The organism is Brevibacillus humidisoli, from assembly GCF_020923435.1.
GTDB classification, from domain to species: Bacteria; Bacillota; Bacilli; order Brevibacillales; family Brevibacillaceae; genus Brevibacillus_E; species Brevibacillus_E humidisoli.
Genome location: NZ_CP087263.1, coordinates 521,938 through 541,497 on the forward strand (window position 1 = coordinate 521,938; position 19,560 = coordinate 541,497).

The window sequence follows — 19,560 nt, forward strand, 5'->3', positions numbered from 1 at the left end:
AACCCGTTTTGGTATAAATTGAAAAAAACCCGCTCACTCTGCTGGGACTGGGTCTGCTGCTGCTCTTGCTGTTGCTGTCCGTGCTGGCCCCGCTGATCACACCGTACGATCCGACCAAGATCAACATCCTGGAACGGTTTTCGCCGCCGACGGCCAAGCATTGGTTCGGGACAGATGAGGTGGGCCGTGACATCTTGACCCGTATCCTCTACGGGGCCCGCCTCTCGCTCGGTGTCGGGGTGGCCGTGGTGTTTGCTGCCGGGCTGCTCGGTACAGTGATCGGCTGTATTTCCGGCTATTTCGGAGGCAGACTTGATCAGTTGATCATGCGGCTAATGGACATGATTCTCGCCTTTCCGTCGCTGGTGCTGGCGATGGCGCTCGCTGCGACGCTGGGTCCTAATCTGGTGAATGCGATGATCGCGATTGCCATTGTCAAAATCCCCGTCTATGTGCGACTGGCTCGCGCGGAAACGCTGGCGCTGAGAGAAAAACTGTTCGTCAAGGCGGCGGTCACCTTTGGGATCCGTCCGTGGCGGATCATTCTTCGCCACATCCTGCCCAACGCGGTGTCACCGGTGGTGATCCAGGTCACGCTGGACATCGGGGATGCCATCTTGCTGGTGGCGACGCTTGGCTTCCTCGGTCTCGGCGCGCAGCCCCCGACACCGGAATGGGGGGCGATGATCAGTGTCGGTTGGAAGTACCTGCTCGACTACTGGTGGTATCCGACATTCCCAGGACTGGCTCTGTTTCTTGCGTCCTGCGGCTTTAATCTGATCGGTGACGGCATCCGGGACATCCTGGATCCCAAGGCAAACCGCTAACGGAGGGGGGAGCGAGATTGCTGTTAGAAATAACCAACCTGTCTGTAGAGTTTCGCTCGCTGATGGATCAGATCAAGGCGCTGCATCAGGTCTCTTTGTCCGTAGACAAGGGAGAGATCGTCGGTGTCGTCGGGGAGTCCGGTTCAGGCAAGTCGGTCACCGCCCTGTCCATACTGGGACTGCTGGACAAAAATGCCCGTATTAGCGGGGGGGGCGATCCGTTTCAAAGGTTCCGATGTCCTGCAGCTTGGCGCCAAAGAGCGGCAATCGTTGCGGGGAAAGCAGATCGGAATGGTCTTTCAGGAGCCGATGAGTGCGCTTAATCCGACGATGCGGGTGGGAACGCAGTTGGCTGAGGTATTCCGGCTGCATCGCGGCGTGACCCGGCAAGAGGCGTATCGCCTTGCCGTCAACAGCCTGGCGGATGTGCATATCCGCGATCCGGAACTGGTGGCCCGCAAATACCCGTTCGAGCTTAGCGGCGGGATGCGGCAGCGGGTTGTGATCGCATTGGCGATGGCGGCTCCGCCTGAACTGTTGATCGCCGACGAACCTACTACAGCGCTTGATGTGACGATTCAGGCAGAGATCCTGAAACTGATGAAAGAACTGGCTGATCGGCGTGGAACAGCGATTCTGCTGATCACGCATGACTTGGGGGTAGTGGCTCAACTCTGTCAGCGGGTAGTGGTCATGTACGCAGGCCAAGTGGTGGAGACAGGGGAGACGCAGCGGGTGCTCGCCCATCCTGTACATCCGTACACGCGGGCGCTGATCGGCGCACTGCCTGACCTGGCCGATCCCGGGCAGCCGCTCAAGGCAATCGCAGGCGAAGTACCCGACCTGCGCAATCGACCGAGCGGTTGTGTGTTTGCCTCCCGCTGTGAGGCTGCAATTCCGCAGTGTCACTTATCGTCCCCTGTACTGGGGAGGATATCCGCCGACAGCGAGAGTCATCAGGCGGCATGCTGGGTGAGGTGATCGATGATGGAACCAATCTTGCAAGTAGACCACGTTTCAAAAAAATACGGGGCAGGGAAGCAGCAGGTACAGGCCGTAGAGAGTGTTACGTTTTCCATTCACAGGGGAGAGACGTTTGGCTTGATCGGTGAATCGGGCTGCGGCAAAAGCACACTGGGAAAGATGATCGTCGGGTTAGAGCCTCCTACGACGGGAGAAGTGAGGTACCAGGGAATGTCGTTATGGTTGAACCACCGTTTTCAGCGACAGAAACCGGGAGATATTCAGATCGTGTTCCAGGACCCGCAGTCCTCGCTTGATCCGCGCATGACGATTCGTGAGATTATTCGGGAGCCGCTGCTGGCGTTGCCTGCGGGGGAACGGAAAGAAAAGGGGAGAGATGAGCGGCTGCACCAGTTGATCAAGCGAGTCGGACTGAAAGAGGAGCAGCTTTCCCGTTATCCGCATGAATTCAGCGGCGGGCAGCGGCAGCGGATCGCCATCGCTCGTGCCTTGATAACCGATCCGCAGTTCGTCGTCCTGGATGAGCCAACCTCCGCCCTCGATGTGTCGGTACAGGCACAGGTGCTCAATCTATTGAAGGACCTAAAACGAGAGCGGAATCTCACCTACTTGTTCATCTCGCACAATATGGCGGTGATCCGTTACATGTGTGATCGGATGGCTGTGATGTACAAGGGCAATATCGTCGAACAGGGCGGCACGGCCGAGATATTTGAACACTCAACTCACGATTACACCAAAACACTGCTCTCCTCGTTGCCCAGCCTCTACCAGCAAAAGGAGGTAGAGTCTCATCTTTAACGGAGCGGAACTGCGGGAAATCCGCAAACAAAAGCAGTTGACGCTGAACCAGGTAGCCAAGACAACGGGCTTAAGCGCCAGTCTTCTCTCACAGATTGAGCGTGGTCTGGTCGACCCCACGGTGGGGACCTTCTGGCGAATCTGTGAAGCGCTTGATGTGCCGATTAACCGATTTTTCATGAGACCGGAACAACAGGACCCGGTCATCCGCCGGGAGCAGCGAAAGACGATTCATCTGCGCAATACTAACGTCAGATACCACGTGTTGACCCCGATCGACCAGGGGAAAATCGAGTTCCTGCTGGTGGAGATTGAACCGGGCGAATCAGTCTATCACGAACTGGTCTCCCACTCGGGTGAGGAGTGCGGATTTGTGATGAAAGGCGAATTGAAAGTGCTGCTGCGCGATCAGGAGTACCATCTCTACGAAGGAGACAGCATCGCCTTCCCCAGTACATCGCCGCACCGTTATCTCAATCCCGGCAAAGAGGTGTCGCTCTCGATCTGGGCGAGGGCGACCTGATCATATCCTCACCTTTTAACAAGTCCCTTGAAATGAGCTGCTCTCCCCAGCGCCGCGCCTTTGGCGGCAGTGTGAGGCCCGGTATTCCCGGGCTTTTTTTCATTGACAGACTCATTGGAACGGCACAAAAGCAGTCGTCATTTTTCCTCGATTCCATATACATAAGTAAGGAACCATCCGTTCTGGTATGAATGGAAAGCAAGGAGGAAAAGACGGATGTACGAAGGATTGAAAGAGTTGGAACGTTCCATTGAGGAGATTACCGAGATCGCCAAGGGGTTTGGACTCGATTTTTATCCGATGCGCTATGAGATTTGCCCAGCCGACGTGATCTATACATTTGGTGCTTATGGAATGCCGACACGATTCTCTCATTGGAGTTTCGGAAAGTCCTTTTACAGGATGAAGCTGCAGTACGATCTCAACCTGAGCAAGATCTACGAACTGGTGATCAACTCCAACCCGTGCTACGCCTTCCTGTTGGACGGCAACTCGTTGATCCAGAACAAGCTGATCGTCGCCCATGTTTTGGCCCACTGCGACTTTTTCAAGAACAACGCCCGCTTTTCCAATACCAATCGGGATATGGTAGAGAGCATGGCTGCCAGTTCGGAGCGGATTCGCCAGTATGAGATCAGCTACGGGAAAGAGGAGGTGGAGACCTTCCTCGATGCCTGCTTGGCCATCCAGGAGCACATCGATCCCAGCCTGTTGCGCTTCAAGGTAGGCTGGAAAAAGGAAACGGAGGAGAAAAACACGGGGACCCAATCGAGGGCACAGGTGAGAACGCCCTATGACGATTTATGGGGGCTTGATCAGGGAGAGCAACCCCAACCGTCCCCGTCAAGCAAAGTGCCGCGCCGTTTTCCACCAGAACCGGAAAAGGATCTGCTGCTGTTCATTCAGGAGCACAGCAGTGTGCTGGAGGAGTGGCAGCGGGACATTATGACGATCATCCGCGACGAAATGCTTTACTTCTGGCCCCAGTTGGAGACCAAGATCATGAATGAAGGATGGGCTAGCTATTGGCATACCCGGATATTGCGTGAGATGGATCTAAGCGAAGCAGAGACGATTGAATTCGCCAGACTGCATGCTTCCGTCGTGCAGCCATCGCTAACCGGCATCAATCCGTACCACCTGGGGCTGAAGATGTTTGAGGACATCGAACGGCGCTACGACAATCCGACGGCAGAGGAACAGGAGAGGTTCGGTCGAAAACCGGGCGGCGGTCGGGCCAAGATCTTTGAAGTGCGAGAGTTGGAGTCGGACAGCAGCTTCATCCGCAATTACCTGACCAAGGAACTGGTGACCGATCTTGATCTTTATCTGTTTGGCAAGCAGGGGAATGATTGGGTGGTGACAGATAAGGACTGGGAACAGATTCGGGATTCTCTGGTCGCTTCTCGTGTCAACGGCGGTTTTCCCTATATTGCGGTGCACGATGGCGATTACCTGCGCTCCGGGGAGCTTTACCTAAGGCATCAGTATGAGGGGATGGAACTTGACGTCAAGTACGTGGAGAAGACAATGCCCTATGTCTACCAGCTGTGGGGCAAGACGGTCCATCTGGAGACGAAGATGGAGGATCGCCTCGTGCAGTTTACGTACGACGGAAAAAAAGTGCATCGCCGCTTTTTGTAGGTCCGCGTGACCTTGGCGAATCTGATCTTTTTCGACAATAACGCCCTATGCGATGTTCGTTTGGGGCGTTATTCTGTTTTCCATGAGCGGACCAACGAGTTGCCTCTACAGGCGGTCAAGCCTACAGACCATACAGTTTTTGTAGGATTTTGTCGGAGAATACCGTCTTACAATCTGACATTCCTGTGGTATGATTAGACGTGGCGGAACGAATGCCATAAAATGCCTCAGCAAAGTGCTTGTTTCCATTTATGTAAAATAATCCTCTTGGTTAAGGCACAATCGTGCAGCCCCTTCGTATTCGATGTTACTTCCAGGTGAAACAAACCCATATCCTGTTTTTTTGCATGCTTGATCGACCCTGACAACTGAATAAAAACACCGGTGAATGGCCTCTTTGTCGCAAATGAATCCAAGGAAGAAAGGTTGATTCCTATGTGTGGCATTGTTGCTATGTTGTCAAGGCAGACCCAGATCCGTTCAACTGTTCTGGATCGGGCTACCCGTCAGCTCGCCCATCGAGGTCCTGACTGCCAGCGGACGTGGCTATCCGAGACAGGGAAGGTAGGACTGGGACACGCACGTCTCAGTATCATCGACTTGCAGACGGGAGATCAACCGATTGCCAGTGAAGATGAACGGCTGCGTATCGTCGTCAACGGCGAGTTCTACGACTACGAACGCATCCAGCGGGAATTGGAGAAAAGGGGTCACCGGTTGCGGACGCGGTCCGACAGTGAGATCGCTCTCCATTTGTACGAAGAAAACGGTATTGGATTTATGGAACACTTGCGCGGCGAGTTTGCGCTGGTTTTGTGGGATGAACAGGAGCAACGCTTGGTGGCAGCGAGAGACCGATTTGGGATAAAGCCGCTGTTTTACACCGTGCAGGATGATGTTCTGTACATTGCTTCCGAGATGAAGGCGCTGTTTGCAGCCGGCGTTATTGCCAAGTGGGATGAACAATCGTACTACCAGCACCTGCTGTTTTACAAGCACCTCGACCGAAGCTTGTTTAAAGACATCCACCAGGTTCCGCCGGGACATCTGCTGCTGGCAACCCAACATGGGATTGAGCTGAAGCGCTACTGGGACCATGATTATCCTCTGCTGGCAGAGACGGAGGAGCGCAGTGAAGCGGAGTACATAGAGGAAGTAAGAGCAGCCTTGCATGAAAGCATCAGGCTGCGGATGAGGGCCGATGTGCCCGTCGGGTTTCACCTCAGCGGCGGAGTCGATTCGTCGGCGGTATTGGGCATGGCAGCCCAGCACCGAACCGATCCGTTGCAGGCATTTACCGTCACCTTTGCAGAAAAAGCGTACGATGAAAGTGAAGTGGCCAGGGAGACGGCTTCTTTTGTCGGGGCCGATTTCCACCCGATTCCGCTCGATTATGCCGATTTTGCCGACCACGTGGTGAAGGCGGTCTGGCATGCGGAAACGATTGGCATCAATATGAACGGTGTCGCCCGCTATCTGAAAAGCAAAGTGCTGCATGAGCGGGGGATTCGTGTCGTGCTCTCCGGTGACGGTGCCGACGAGTTGTTCGCCGGGTACATTTTTTCACGACTGGACATCTTGCTCGCCGGTCTGGAAGGACTGAGCGAAGCGGAGAAACTTGCCCGACTGGAAGAGTTTTTGGTACATAACCCATCGTTTAACCATTTGCCGGTCGCCAGTTATCTGGATCAATCGTTGACCAGCTTCCAACAGCGATTGGGCTACACGCCTACTTGGATTCTGGCGTCTCATACCAGCCGCAGCCCGTTGCGGCAATTGCTTGCGCCCGATTATCTCGATCGGCTGGGCGATTACGACCCGCATCGGGAATTTGTGGAGCGGTTGGATATTGAGGGACAATTGGCCGGACGTGACCGGGTAAAGCAGGTCCTCTACACCTGGAACAAGTCGATTTTGCCCAACCAGATCTTGTTTGCCGATCGATTGGACATGTCTCACGGGGTAGAAGTGCGCATGCCGATGTTGGATCACAAGCTGTTCGAGGTGGTTCGCAAGCTGCCTTCCTGGATGCTGATCAACAACTACAAAGAGAAGTACGCCCTGCGGGAAGCGGCAAAGCCGTATCTGACCAAAACCGTGTACGATCGGCCCAAGCAGCCTTTCAATGCTCCGCCGTCCACGCTGCAGACGGACAACAAGCTGTTTGCGCTAGCCCAGGATATGCTGCGCAGCAGCGTAATGGATGATGTGCCTTTCTATGACAAGAAACAGATTGTCGGACTGCTTGATCAATTGCCCAAGATGGATCAACGCCAGCGGGTCAATACGGACGCCGTCCTTCTGCTGGTGCTGACCACTTGCCTGCTGCAGGACCTGTACGTCAATGCCAGCCGCAGTCAGTCCGTGACGGGATAACAAAGAGCAATACGGACAAAACGAGGAGAACCAGATGAATCGAATCAGAGCATTTTATCACTCTTTTCACCCGATTGTGCACACGCTGTTGCTGGGAATCGTGCTGGTATCGGTGGCCAGGGGGATGAGCATTCCCTTCCTGGCGGTATATCTCGCCACGACGACACAGTTGGACGCGGGGATGATTGGCTTGATCATTGGGGCCGGCGCGATTGCCGGCACCTTCGGGGGCTTCGTCGGGGGGACGTTATCTGATTTTATCGGGCGGAAAAAAGTGCTGATCGGTACGCTTTACGTGTTTGCGCTCGTTTTTTTCGGCTTTGTCTTAACAGCCAACGTCCTGGTGATTTTTCTGCTGAACATTTTCCTGAGCCTATGTATCTCCTTTTTTGACCCTGTGTCCAAAGCGCTGATGGGTGATTTGACACCGCCGGAGAAACGGATGCGCCTTTTCTCTTTCCGCTACACGGCCGTCAATATCGGGTTTGCGATCGGACCGCTGATCGGGACTGCGCTTGCGTTGATTGACCAGCGGGTGCCCTTTTTGATCGGTGCCGTAATTTATCTGCTGTATGTGGTGTTCTTACAGTTCGCCTTCCGGTATTTTGCCTATGAGGACGTGCAGACGACAGCAGAAGAAAAGATTACCGTGCGCAGTGCGGTAGAAGTGATTCGGTACGACCGCGTGCTGGGATTTTTTATCCTGGGCAGTATTTTTACGATGACGGTAATGGGAGAGATGTCGGTAACCCTGTCGCAGTACTTGAAAAACAGCTTTGTTGACGGTGTGCAGCTGTTTGCGATCCTGATGAGTGTCAACTCCGTCGTCGTGATTCTGCTCCAGTATTCTTTGACAAAATGGGCGGAGCGCTTCACGCCGCTGACCAACATCGTGATGGGCAGCATCTTGCTCGCTATCTCCGAATTGGGATTTGCCTATTCGGGAAACTGGACCTTTTTCATTCTGTCGATGATTGTCTTCACCTTGGGCGAGATTCTGATCGTTCCGTCGGAATACATCATTGTCGACCGAATTACACCTGACGGCATGCGCGGCACATACTACGGCGCCCATACCTTTAACGGCTTTGGCAACTTCATCGGCCCCTGGTTTGGCGGGATTTTGCTGACCAGCTACGGTGGCGCCACCATGTTCCAATCGTTTGGGCTGATCGCCCTGTTGAGCATCTTCTTTTTCTGGCGCGGCCAAAAAATGTATGACGCAAAACAAAGCAAAACCTTGTCCGCTCTGGAAGGCTGAGCCAAGCAGCACGAGCGTGATCAAGGAATGATGGGAGGGGCGTTTTCAGATGCAAGGGGGAGAAACAGATGCCATCCAACTGCAGCAGGCGGTCCGCAACAGCATGTCACAAACATCCGGTGAAATCAACCTTCCCGGACTGCAACAAAACGTGACGGTATACCGCGATGAGCGGGGCGTACCGCATATCGAAGCAGCCAGCTTGTCTGATTTGTACATGGCTCAAGGATTTGTCACCGCCCAGGATCGCTTGTGGCAGATGGATATGTCCAGGCGGCTGACGAGTGGGCGTATGGCAGAAGTATTTGGTCCGGACTATGTTCCGTCCGATCTGCACTATCGGAAGCTGCAGTTGAGCAAGGCGGCTGAGGAGTCTCTTGACAGGTGTTCTGCGGCTGTGCGGGAGATTCTGGAGCGTTTCTCTGCGGGAATCAACGCGTATATCAGGCAGGCAAGCGAGCAGGGCAGTCTGCCGCTGGAATTCGTCCTGCTGGACTATCAGCCGGAACCGTGGACACCGCTTGACACCATGCTGATCGGCAAACTGCTTGCAGCCAGCCTGAGTGAAAACCTGAAAGCGGAGATTTATCGCGACCAGTTGCGCAGCCGGGTAGGAGATGAGCGGGCCAAAGAGCTATGGCCTGTCTATCCTGAGGACGGCTATGTGACGATTCCATCTGGCGATCTAGCGGATGGCTGCACGCAGCTTGATGAGTCGCCGCTCCTGCCTGAAAACAAACGCCTTGATCTGAGCGGCCTACTTCGTCTATTGAGCGGATCGAGTCAGGGAAACGGCTCCAATGGCTGGGTTGTCTCCGGAAAGCTGACCAAGTCGGGCAAACCGCTGCTGGCCAACGATCCACATCTCGACTACGAGGTTCCTGCGATCTGGTATCAGACGCACCTGAATCTGCAGACGGAAGCCGGGGAGAGGCTCAATGTGATCGGTGTCACCCTGCCCGGTGTGCCGGGGATCGTCCTTGGCCACAATGACCAGATTGCCTGGGGCGTGACCAATGCGATTGCCGATACCCAGGATCTCTTTCTGGAAAAGTTCCACCCGGCCAACCTGCAACTGGTGATGCATCAGGGCAAGTGGGAGGATGTGACGGTCGTTCGGGAAACGATCCGGGTAAGAGGGGGCGCGGATATTCCGCTGGATGTGCGCATCACCCGACATGGTCCGATACTGACCGAGGTGGAGTCCCATGATGACCCTGATGCTGCTGTCTACGGCTTGGCGCTGCGCTGGACCGCCTATGGCGCCAGTGCTGAAATCGAGGCGTTCTTGGAACTGAACAAGGCGAAAAACTGGGAAGAATGCCGGGAGTGCTTGCGCAAGATTGAGTCTCCCGTGTTAAACGTGCTGTTTGCTGCTGTGGACGGAACGATCGCTTTGCGCACGGCGGGAAGCATTCCGATCCGGGCCAGAGGAGATGGGTTGGTTCCGGTTCCCGGCTGGACGGATGAGTACGAGTGGAACGGTTTTATTCCCTTTGAAGAAATGCCGGAAGTGGTCAATCCGGAGCAAGGCTTTATCGTTTCCGCCAATAACAAGATTACGGACGACGCTTATCCCTACCTGATATCGGCCGCTTGGGATACGCCGTACCGGGCGAAGCGGATTGCCGATCAACTGCAGCGCGGGAGGGAACTGACGGTAGAGGAGATGAGCTCGCTGCAGGGAGATCTGGCAAATGAACAGGCTGACACCATCCTGCCTATCTTGTTGGAGGTGCTCCAGCGACAATCGTTGTCACCAGATGAGCAGGAGGCTGTACACATCCTGAAAACATGGGATCGTCTGGACGAGGCTCATCAAGCGGCTCCCCTGCTGTATCATGTGTGGGATCTCTCCCTGCGCAAACATCTATATGAACCGCAGATGGGCGCAGACTTGTATGCCTTGATGGCAGACGGTACCAATGTGACCGACCAGATGCTGCGGCGCGCGGCAGAAGGGCAGGAAAGCAGTTGGATCAAGGAGGCGGGTGAATTCGACCTGCTTGTCTACCAAAGTTTTCAAGCGGCCTTGCAGCATGTGATCTCTCTGCAGGGCCACGATTCCCGGAAGTGGCGGTGGGGCGATTATCATCAGCTCCGTTTCGCACATCCGTTAAGCAGTTTGCTGGAGCGGATAGGAGCAACTGCGGATGTCCCTGCATACCCGGTTGGCGGAAGCAGGCAGACAGTCTGCCTGATGGGCTTTGCAGAATCGGGACGGGTGCTGAGCGGAGCCTCCTGGAGACAGGTGGTCGATCTGGCTGCTCTCGACCGTCAATCCTATGATATTCTCACACCCGGACAATCAGGACAGGTGGGCAGCCGCTGGTACGCCGATCAGGCCCCGCTGCATGTGAAAGGAGAGTTGCGTCCCCAATTGTTCCGACCGGAAGAGTACCGAACAGGGGAAAAACTGGTTCTTCACCCGTAACTGGGATTCCTGTAAAGGGATCCCCCTATACACGATATTTACATTTTTTTAAAGAATACTTAAATATTGGAGGGATACCAGTCATGCGTCCATTCATGTCTGAAGAGACACTTACCTTTTCAACGATGGTCGAACTGCTTCAATGGAGAGGACGAGAGCAGCCCGATCAGGAAGCGTACCGCTTTCTGCTGGATGGTGAAATGACCGAGGAAAGCATGACGTACGCAGAACTGGACCGACAGGCGCGGATGATCGGCGGGATGCTGCAGCAGATGGGGGCAGTCGGTGAGCGGGTGCTGCTGCTCTATCAACCTGGTTTGGACTACATTGCCGCCTTCTTTGGCTGCCTATACGCAGGCAGCATCGCCGTCCCTGCTTATCCGCCATCCTCTCGTCGGCTGATGCCGCGTCTGCACGCGATCGCAGTGGACAGTCAGGCCAAGGCGGCATTGACGACAAGCAGGATTGCCGCCGACATTCAGGAGGGCTTCACCTCTCTGCCCGGGATGGACCGCCTCGTCTGGCTGGTCACCGATCAGTTGCAGACAGTGAGTGATGCCGATTGGAAACAGCCTGAGCTGACCCGCGATTCCCTTGCCTTTTTACAATACACGTCTGGATCTACCTCCACGCCCAAGGGGGTGATGGTAAGTCACGGGAATCTGCTGCACAATCTGTCGCTGATCAAGGAAAGCTTCACGATTGATTCCCAGGACCGCAGCGTGATCTGGCTGCCTCCTTATCATGACATGGGATTGATCGGCGGAATCCTGCAGTCGCTGTACACCGGCTTTCACACCACATTGATGTCGCCATTTGATATGATGCAGCGCCCGCTGCGCTGGCTGCAGGCGATTACCCGCAAACAGGCGACGATTAGCGGCGGACCGAACTTCGCCTATGATTTATGTGTCCGCAAGATCACAGAGGAGCAGAAGCGAGAACTCGATTTAAGCAGTTGGCAGGTCGCGTTCAACGGTGCCGAACCGATACGTCATGAGACACTGGAACGGTTTGCGGAAGCTTTTGCTTCATGCGGGTTTCGCAAAGAGGCGTTTTACACTTGCTACGGGTTGGCGGAGGGAACGCTGTTTGTCTCAGGTGGGCAGAGAAACGTTTTCCCGGTGGTTCGCACGTTTGATAAAGAGGCTCTCTCCGACAACCGTGTGCTGGAGATGAGCGATGCTGCAGAAAAAGGGGACGGCCAGACGTTGATTGGATGCGGCCGCTCAGCATCCGACCAACTGCTGTGCATCGTCCATCCGGAGACTAAAGTGAGGTGCGCGCCAGATGAAATCGGGGAGATCTGGGTCGCCGGTCCAAGCGTTGCTCACGGTTACTGGGGCAATGAGGCACAGAGCACCGAGACATTTGCCGCCCGGCTGTCTGATACGGGGGAAGGACCTTTCCTGCGAACGGGCGATCTCGGTTTTTTACATAAGGATGAACTGTTTGTTACCGGACGTTTGAAGGATCTGATCATCATCCGCGGTCGCAACTACTATCCGCAGGATATCGAGTTGTCCGCCTACCGCAGTCATCAAGCATTGCGACCGGAGTGCGCCGCTTTTTCCATTGAAGTGGATGGAGAGGAGCGACTGGCGGTGGTGGCGGAGATTGATCGTCATTATCGGCAGGTAGATGCGGAGGAAGTAATCGGCTGCATCAGACAGGCGATCGCCCAGGAGCATGGTCTTCAGGTATACGCCGTCCAACTGGTGCGCTTTGGAAGCATTCCCAAAACGTCCAGCGGCAAAATCCAGCGCCGCTTCTGCCGCGAAGCGTTTCTTTCCGATAGTTTCCACAAAATAGGGAGCGACGTCTTGCATCTGGAGCCATCCAACGACGAACCGGAGCAAGAAGTGATCCGTCGCGAGATGCTGCTGGCGATGACGCCGCAGGAGTGTCAAGCTCAGCTCGAGAGCTACCTAGGCAGGCTCGTCCGACGTGTGCTGCAGTTGACACCATCCCAGTTCGATCCAGAGCAGCCGCTGAGCACACTCGGTATCGATTCGGCACAGGTGATGGAGTTGCAGCATGCCGTAGAGACCGATTTGGGTGTCATCCTGCATCCGGCGCAGCTATTTGATATTGACACTACGCAATTAGCCGATGTGATTCGTGCAGAGTTGAGCGAAGCAGCATCGGGGGTTGGCCTGCTGGAGCGGGCGACAGGAAGGGCAGAGACGGCGTTGTCTCGCGGGCAGCAAGCACTCTGGTTTTTGCACCGAATGGCGCCGGAGAGTGCCGCTTACAACATCAGCAAGGCGGTTCGGCTGAGTGGACGGCTGGATACGGCTGCTCTGCGTGCAGCGTTTCAGGCGCTGATCCGCAGGCATGACATCCTTCGCACCACATATCCGGCTCAACCAGGCGGTGTACCGCGCGCCCATATCCATGAGCAGGCAGAACTAGCGATGACAGAAGTTGACGCCAGCAGTTGGGATGCCGATCTCTTGCAGCAACGGATGGAGGAAGCGGCGCAGCGTCCGTTCGATCTGGAGCAAGGGCCATTAATGCGCGTGTATTTGTATAAACGATCAGCAGAGGAACATCTCTTGCTGTGGTCCTTTCATCATATTGTCGTCGATCTCTGGTCATTTGATCTGTTGATCGGTGAGTGGAATCAGTTGTACGTAGAGTTCTCTACAGGCGAAAAGCAGTACCTGCCCCCAGCGGCGATTCGGTACGCCGACTATGTTGCGTGGCAGGAACGGATGCTGTCTAGCGAGGAAGGGGAGCAAAAATGGGCCTATTGGAAGGAACAGTTGGCCGGTGAACTGCCCATCCTGAACATGCCAACCGATCATGCCCGCCCGCCGATGCAGAGCTGGCGTGGAGCGGTCAAGTCGCTACGTCTTCCGCAGTCGCTCGCGGACGCGCTGAAGCGGCTAAGCAGAGAACAGCAGACCACCTTGTACACCACGTTGTTGACCGGGTATGCTGTACTGCTGCATCGGTATTCGGGCCAGGAAGATGTGATCATCGGTTCGCCGATGGCAGCTCGTTCCAGGGTGGAGTTGGCCGGGCTGGTTGGCTACCTGACCAATACGGTGCCGATTCGCGTCGATCTGTCGGGCAATCTCGCGTTTGACCGTTTGTTGGGCAGCATGCGGCAAATCGTGATCGGCGCCTTTGCCCATCAGGAGTACCCGTTTGACCTGCTGGTTGAGAAACTGCAGCCAGAACGCGACCCCAGCCGCTCGCCGATTTTCCAGACGGCATTTGTAATGCAGAACGTGGGATACAACAACAGGACGGTGGCTCCACTGGTTGCAGGTGGTGAGGGCGAGGGTATATCGCTGGGAGAGCTGACGTTGGAATCTGTCCCTTTGCGCGAAGCGGCAGCGCAGTTCGATCTCACGTTAACCGTTGTGGAGACAGGCGGTGAACTGGCTGTTGAGCTGACTTACAATACTGATCTGTACGAAGCAGGGACGGCAGAGCGGCTTCTGCAAAGCTACCAATCGCTGCTGCAAGCGATGGTCAGCGATCCCCATGCTGCTGTCTCAACGCTGCCGATAATTACGGAGCAGGAAAAGGAACGGCTCTTGCAGCGCCATCAGTCAACGGCCGCTTATGCAAAAGAGCAGACGATTCACCAGTGGTTTGAGCGGCAAGCCAACCTGCAGGCGGCCAAGGTAGCCGTCGTATGCGGCGAAGAACGCCTCACCTATGGCGAACTGAACAGCCGGGCCAACCAACTGGCTCACCAGTTGCGGAAGTTGGGCGTAGGTCCGGAAGTGCTCGTCGGCCTGGCTGTGGAGCGATCGATCGAGATGATTGTCGGCATTCTCGGCATCCTCAAAGCAGGAGGGGCCTACCTGCCGCTTGATCCGGCTTATCCAAAAGAGCGGCTCCACTTTATGCTGAGCGATGCGCAAGTGCCGGTTATCTTGACGCAGCAGCGGTTGCTGCCGGAGCTGCCGCAAAGCGATGCACAAGTGATCTGCCTTGATGCCGACTGGCCGCAAATCGCGACCAACAGCAGCGAAAACCTGAACCAGGACGGGTCACCTGATCAGTTGGCCTACGTGATCTACACGTCAGGGTCGACGGGCAAACCAAAGGGGGTCATGATCCCGCATTATCAAGTAGTCCGCCTGTTCCAGGCCACACAGCCTTGGTACGCATTCAACGAGCAAGACGTCTGGAGTTTGTTCCATTCATTTGCCTTTGACTTTTCCGTATGGGAAATCTGGGGCGCGCTGCTGTACGGCGGCCGGTTGGTCATCGTTCCATACCTGGTCAGCCGTTCGCCGGAAGATTTTTACCGGCTGCTGTGCGAAGAGGGGGTAACCGTTTTAAATCAGACCCCTTCCGCCTTTGCACAGTTGATTCGAGCGGAGGAAGCGATCGGAGTCTCCGACCAGCTTGCCTTGCGCTTGGTGATCTTTGGCGGCGAAGCACTCGATATCCAGTCGCTGGCTCCGTGGTTTGAGCGTCATGGCGATCAATCGCCGCAGTTGGTCAACATGTACGGAATTACGGAAACAACCGTTCACGTTACCTACCGTCCGCTGTCCAAGCGGGATTTGCAGCAGCGAAACAGCTTTATCGGCAGGCCGATTCCCGACTTGCAGATCTATATCCTGGACCAACATCTGCAGCCGGTTCCTGTCGGAGTGGCCGGAGAGATGTTTGTCGGTGGAGCCGGCGTAGCGAGAGGGTATCTCAACCGTCCGGACCTGACAGCAGAGAGATTTATCGTCAATCCATATGACGAATCACAACGCTTGTACCGTTCCGGTGACTTGGCCCGCTGCCACGCCAACGGCGACATCGAGTACCTGGGCAGGATCGATCATCAGGTAAAGGTGAGAGGCTTCCGTATCGAACTGAACGAGATCGAAGCGGTTCTCTCCAAACATCCAGCGGTACGGGACAATGTCGTATTGGCGCGCAACGACCTGCACGGGGAGAAGCAACTGGCGGCATATGTGGTGACCGCCGCATCTGCTTCCCTCGATGTCGGCGAACTACGACGCTACTTGCAGGACCGACTGCCTGCGTTTATGGTACCGTCCGCCATCTATCTGCTTGAGGCCATGCCGATCACGGAAAACGGCAAGGTTGACCGGAAAGCGCTGTTGGCGATCACCCACGCCACTCCGGACACGATGACCAGTTACGTGCCCCCTTCTACTCCGGAAGAGGAGGTGCTGGTCTCCGTCTGGCAAAACGTCCTAGGTGTCGAAAAGGTGGGAATTGACGACAACTTCTTTCAGCTTGGCGGCGATTCGATCCGCAGCATTCGCATCTTGTCAGAGGCCAAGGAACGTGGTCTGCACCTGACTATCCAGGATTTGTTCCAGCACCAGACGATTCGCCAGTTGGCCCAGGTGGCGCAGGTGGGGGCAAAAGGGTCGGAACAGCAGCATATGGCGGCGGTGGAGCCGTTTAGCCTGATTTCTGCCGAAGATCGACTCGCTGTCATGGACGGAGTCGAAGATGCCTATCCGTTGAGTACGACTCAGGCGGCGTTTGTCTATCACAGTGAGGTATCGTCCGACTATCAGGTATACATCTCCAGCTACCGTCTGCGCGCTCCGTTTGAGCGGGAGGCGCTGGAGATTGTACTGGATCGGTTGGCCGCCCGCCATCCGATCCTGCGGACCTCTTTTGACCATCAGCATTTCAGCCAACCGCTGCAGTTGGTCTACAGGGAGGCGAAGCTCTCTCTGGATGTAGAGGACTTGCGTACGCTGCCTGCGCGAGAGCAGAGTGCACGCCTGGCGGCAAGATTAGAGAGGGAGCGGAGAACGCCGTTTGACTGGCAGCAACCGGGGTTATGCCGTTTTTACGTCTGCCGCTTCTCTGATGAAGAGTTTCAACTGGTGTTGATTGAGCCGTTTCTGGATGGCTGGAGCGTCGTCTCGCTAATCACCGAGTTGATCACGGATTACTCGGCGATCATAGCCGGGCAGCAGTTGGCTGACCAACCGCCGCTATCCAGTACGTACCGCCAGTTCGTCGAGTTGGAACAGCAAACCCTGCAGTCGGAGGAAGCGAAACAGTTCTGGAATCGAAAGCTTGAGGATTACGTGAATACCCCGTTGTACCGGCTCCCGGAAATGAAACAGCAGGAGAAAAAACGGGCAGAGATGGACCAGCAGAAAGATCGGATCTGGGTGCCGCTGTCGCCGGAAGTTAGCGAGGGGTTGCGGACACTGGCCGAATCCTTAGGGGTCCCGTTGAAAAACGTACTGCTGGCCGCTCATATGAAGGTGCTCAGCATCGTGACCGGACAAACGGATGTCACGACCGGCCTGATTGCCAATGGACGTCTGGAGCATAGCGACGGGGAAAACGTGTTGGGTATTTTCTTAAACACGCTGCCGCTGCGGATGGATGTGTCGCAAGCTACCTGGGAAGAGTTGATCAAACAGGCATTTGCCGCCGAACGGGAACTGCTGCCCTACCGCCGATACCCGCTGGTGGAGCTGCAGCGGCAGCACAGTGCCGGGCAGCCATTGTTCGATGTGGTCTTTAACTACACGCACTTCCACGTAGCCGAACAGGTCAACCGTCTGTCCAATGTGGAGATGCTGAGTGCGTCCCAGTCGGATTACACCTATGTACCGCTGACGGCCCAGTTTACGCTGGACGTCAACACCCGGCAGATTCAGTTTGCCCTGGATTTTGAAGTGGATGAACTGACCGCCGGCCAAGTAGAGAAAATCGCCGGCTACTACCAGAACGTACTGCAGGCGATCGTGGCAGACCCGCAGGGACGACATGAAACAAACGCTTTCCTCAGCGCAGAAGAGCTGCAGCACTTGCTGGGAGAACAGAACAGCCGCTATGCCGATTATCCGGTCGATGTGCTCTTTACGGAACTGTTTGCCAGACAGGCGTCCCGGACAGCGGAGAGGCCCGTTGTCTGGTTTGAGCAAAACGCCTTGACCTATTCTGAATTGGAGAAAAAGTCGAACCAACTGGCCAGATACCTGCGGGCGAGGGGAGTGGGCCGAGACGTATTTGTCGGATACTTTGGCGAGCGCAATCTGGATTGGGTGATTGCGATCATGGCGATCTTCAAGGCGGGTGGCATATACGTACCGCTTGACCCTGCCTATCCCAAGGAGCGGCTCTCCTACATGATCGAGGACGCTGAGATGAAGCTGCTGCTCACCTATGAGTCGTTGAAGCAGACATTCCCGGACAAGGCAGGAATCGCCATCTGCCTGGACAGCGACTGGGAGGAGATTGCCCAAGAGAGCGATCAGCCGGTAGACAGCGGCTGCAAGCCGGAAGATGTCGCTTACGTCATCTACACGTCCGGTTCGACCGGCAGGCCCAAGGGAGCGATGGTCGAGCATCGCGGCATGGTGAACCACCTGTACGCCAAGGTTGATGAACTGGGCATGAGCGATGCGGATCGCGTAGCGCAAAACTCTTCCCACTGTGTCGATATTTCCGTCTGGCAGTTGTTTGCGGTGATGCTGACTGGCGGATGCGTGGTGATTTTAAAAGATGAGGATGCCTTTGACCCCTCCAGACAGCTGGATGCGATGGAGCGGTTCCGCCTAACCATTGTCGAGACGGTTCCCTCTTTGCTGCGAGCAATGTTGGAGGAGATTTCCCTGCGAGAGGCATCGGCCAAACCTGACCTGACCGATCTCAGATGGATGATTCCCAACGGCGAAGTCCTGCCGCCGGAATTGTGCCGCAAATGGCTGCAGCACTATCCGCACGCTCATCTGATCAATGCATACGGCCCTACCGAGTGTTCCGATGATGTGATGCATCACTTTATCAGCGAACCGCCTGCAGATGATGTGACATCAATCCCGATCGGACGGCCGATTGCCAACATGCAGATGTACGTGCTGGATCGTCACCGGCAGCCCGTGCCGGTTGGCGTCGCCGGAGAGCTGTACATCGGGGGGATCGGTGTTGGCCGCGGCTACCTGAAGGCGCCAGAGAAAAACGCGGAGACATTTTTGACCAATCCGTTCGCCGCAGGGGCCAATCCCCGTCTCTACAAAACGGGTGATCTGGTTCGGCGGAGACCGGACGGCTTGTATGAGTTCCTGGGACGGATCGATCACCAGGTGAAAATTCGCGGATTCCGCATCGAACTGGGTGAGATCGAATCGCAGCTTGGCAAACATCCGGCGATTGAGCACGTGGCTGTTGTAGCCAAAGAGGACCAGCACGGCGAAAAGCGTTTGGCCGCGTATTTCGTGGCCGCACCCGGGATGAGCCCGACGAAAACAGAGCTGCGCAGCTTCCTGCTCAAACAGCTGCCGGAGCATATGATTCCCTCGTTCTTCGTGCAGTTGGCAGAGTTTCCGCTGACATTGAACGGCAAGATTGACCGGAAAGCGCTGCCTGCTCCGATTGTCGATGAGACGGAAGAAGACCGTTATGTCGCCCCTCGTACCCCGTTGGAGCAGGAACTGGCGTCGATCTGGGGGCAAGTGCTGGGATATGAGCGGGTTGGTGTTGACGATCACTTTATGGAGCAGGGAGGGCATTCGCTGCTGGCGACACAGTTGATTTCCCGCATCCGAAAAGCGTATCAGATCGAACTGCCGCTGCGGACGCTGTTTGAGGCTCCTACACTGGGGCAGTTGGCAGAGAAGGTAGAGATGGCTCTGAAGCCGCAGCCCGATGACGAACTGGGCGACCTGCTCAATCAGCTTGAACAATTGTCGGATGAAGAGGCAGAGGCTTTACTTCAACAGTGGGAAAAGAAGTAACC

Annotated in this window: 9 protein-coding genes and 3 pseudogenes; all 12 read left to right on the top strand. The window is 55.6% G+C overall.

Features of this window, described 5'->3' with window-relative positions:
• Window positions 1–65: 65 nt before the first annotated feature.
• Entirely contained in the window at window positions 66–827 is a 762-nt protein-coding gene (locus tag LOK74_RS02635; protein ID WP_230045080.1) for an ABC transporter permease subunit, read from the top strand.
• Window positions 828–844: 17 nt separating this feature from the next.
• Window positions 845–1,150, top strand: coding sequence for an ATP-binding cassette domain-containing protein (locus LOK74_RS24155; RefSeq protein WP_338148639.1), 306 nt, complete (start codon window positions 845–847; stop codon window positions 1,148–1,150).
• A complete protein-coding gene (locus LOK74_RS02640; protein ID WP_338148657.1) occupies window positions 1,068–1,808 on the top strand; it encodes an ABC transporter ATP-binding protein in 741 nt (246 codons plus the stop codon). The genes LOK74_RS24155 and LOK74_RS02640 overlap by 83 nt, the downstream gene beginning before the upstream one ends.
• Window positions 1,809–1,811: 3 nt before the next feature.
• Window positions 1,812–2,612, top strand: coding sequence for an ATP-binding cassette domain-containing protein (locus LOK74_RS02645; RefSeq protein WP_230045081.1), 801 nt, complete (start codon window positions 1,812–1,814; stop codon window positions 2,610–2,612).
• A 37-nt stretch (window positions 2,613–2,649) separates the two neighbouring features.
• Complete coding sequence (locus tag LOK74_RS02650; protein ID WP_230045082.1) at window positions 2,650–3,135, top strand: helix-turn-helix domain-containing protein; 486 nt, start codon at window positions 2,650–2,652, stop codon at window positions 3,133–3,135.
• A 216-nt stretch (window positions 3,136–3,351) separates the two neighbouring features.
• Window positions 3,352–4,779, top strand: a complete 1,428-nt coding sequence (locus tag LOK74_RS02655; RefSeq protein WP_230045083.1) for a SpoVR family protein — start codon at window positions 3,352–3,354, stop codon at window positions 4,777–4,779.
• 435 nt (window positions 4,780–5,214) lie between these two features.
• On the top strand, window positions 5,215–7,155 hold the full coding sequence (gene asnB, locus LOK74_RS02660; protein ID WP_230045084.1) for an asparagine synthase (glutamine-hydrolyzing): 1,941 nt from the start codon (window positions 5,215–5,217) through the stop codon (window positions 7,153–7,155).
• A gap of 34 nt (window positions 7,156–7,189) precedes the next feature.
• Entirely contained in the window at window positions 7,190–8,416 is a 1,227-nt protein-coding gene (locus tag LOK74_RS02665; RefSeq protein WP_230045085.1) for an MDR family MFS transporter, read from the top strand.
• A gap of 49 nt (window positions 8,417–8,465) precedes the next feature.
• The gene (locus tag LOK74_RS02670) at window positions 8,466–10,850 is read left to right on the top strand and encodes a penicillin acylase family protein (protein ID WP_230045086.1); all 2,385 of its coding nucleotides are present in this window, start codon (window positions 8,466–8,468) and stop codon (window positions 10,848–10,850) included.
• A gap of 125 nt (window positions 10,851–10,975) precedes the next feature.
• A pseudogene (locus tag LOK74_RS24470) lies at window positions 10,976–14,344 on the top strand (condensation domain-containing protein); the annotation flags it as partial.
• Window positions 14,345–14,518: 174 nt separating this feature from the next.
• A pseudogene (locus LOK74_RS24475) lies at window positions 14,519–16,195 on the top strand (amino acid adenylation domain-containing protein); the annotation flags it as partial.
• Window positions 16,196–16,357: 162 nt separating this feature from the next.
• A pseudogene (locus LOK74_RS24480) lies at window positions 16,358–19,558 on the top strand (non-ribosomal peptide synthetase); the annotation flags it as partial.
• Between the last annotated feature and the right edge of the window lie 2 nt (window positions 19,559–19,560).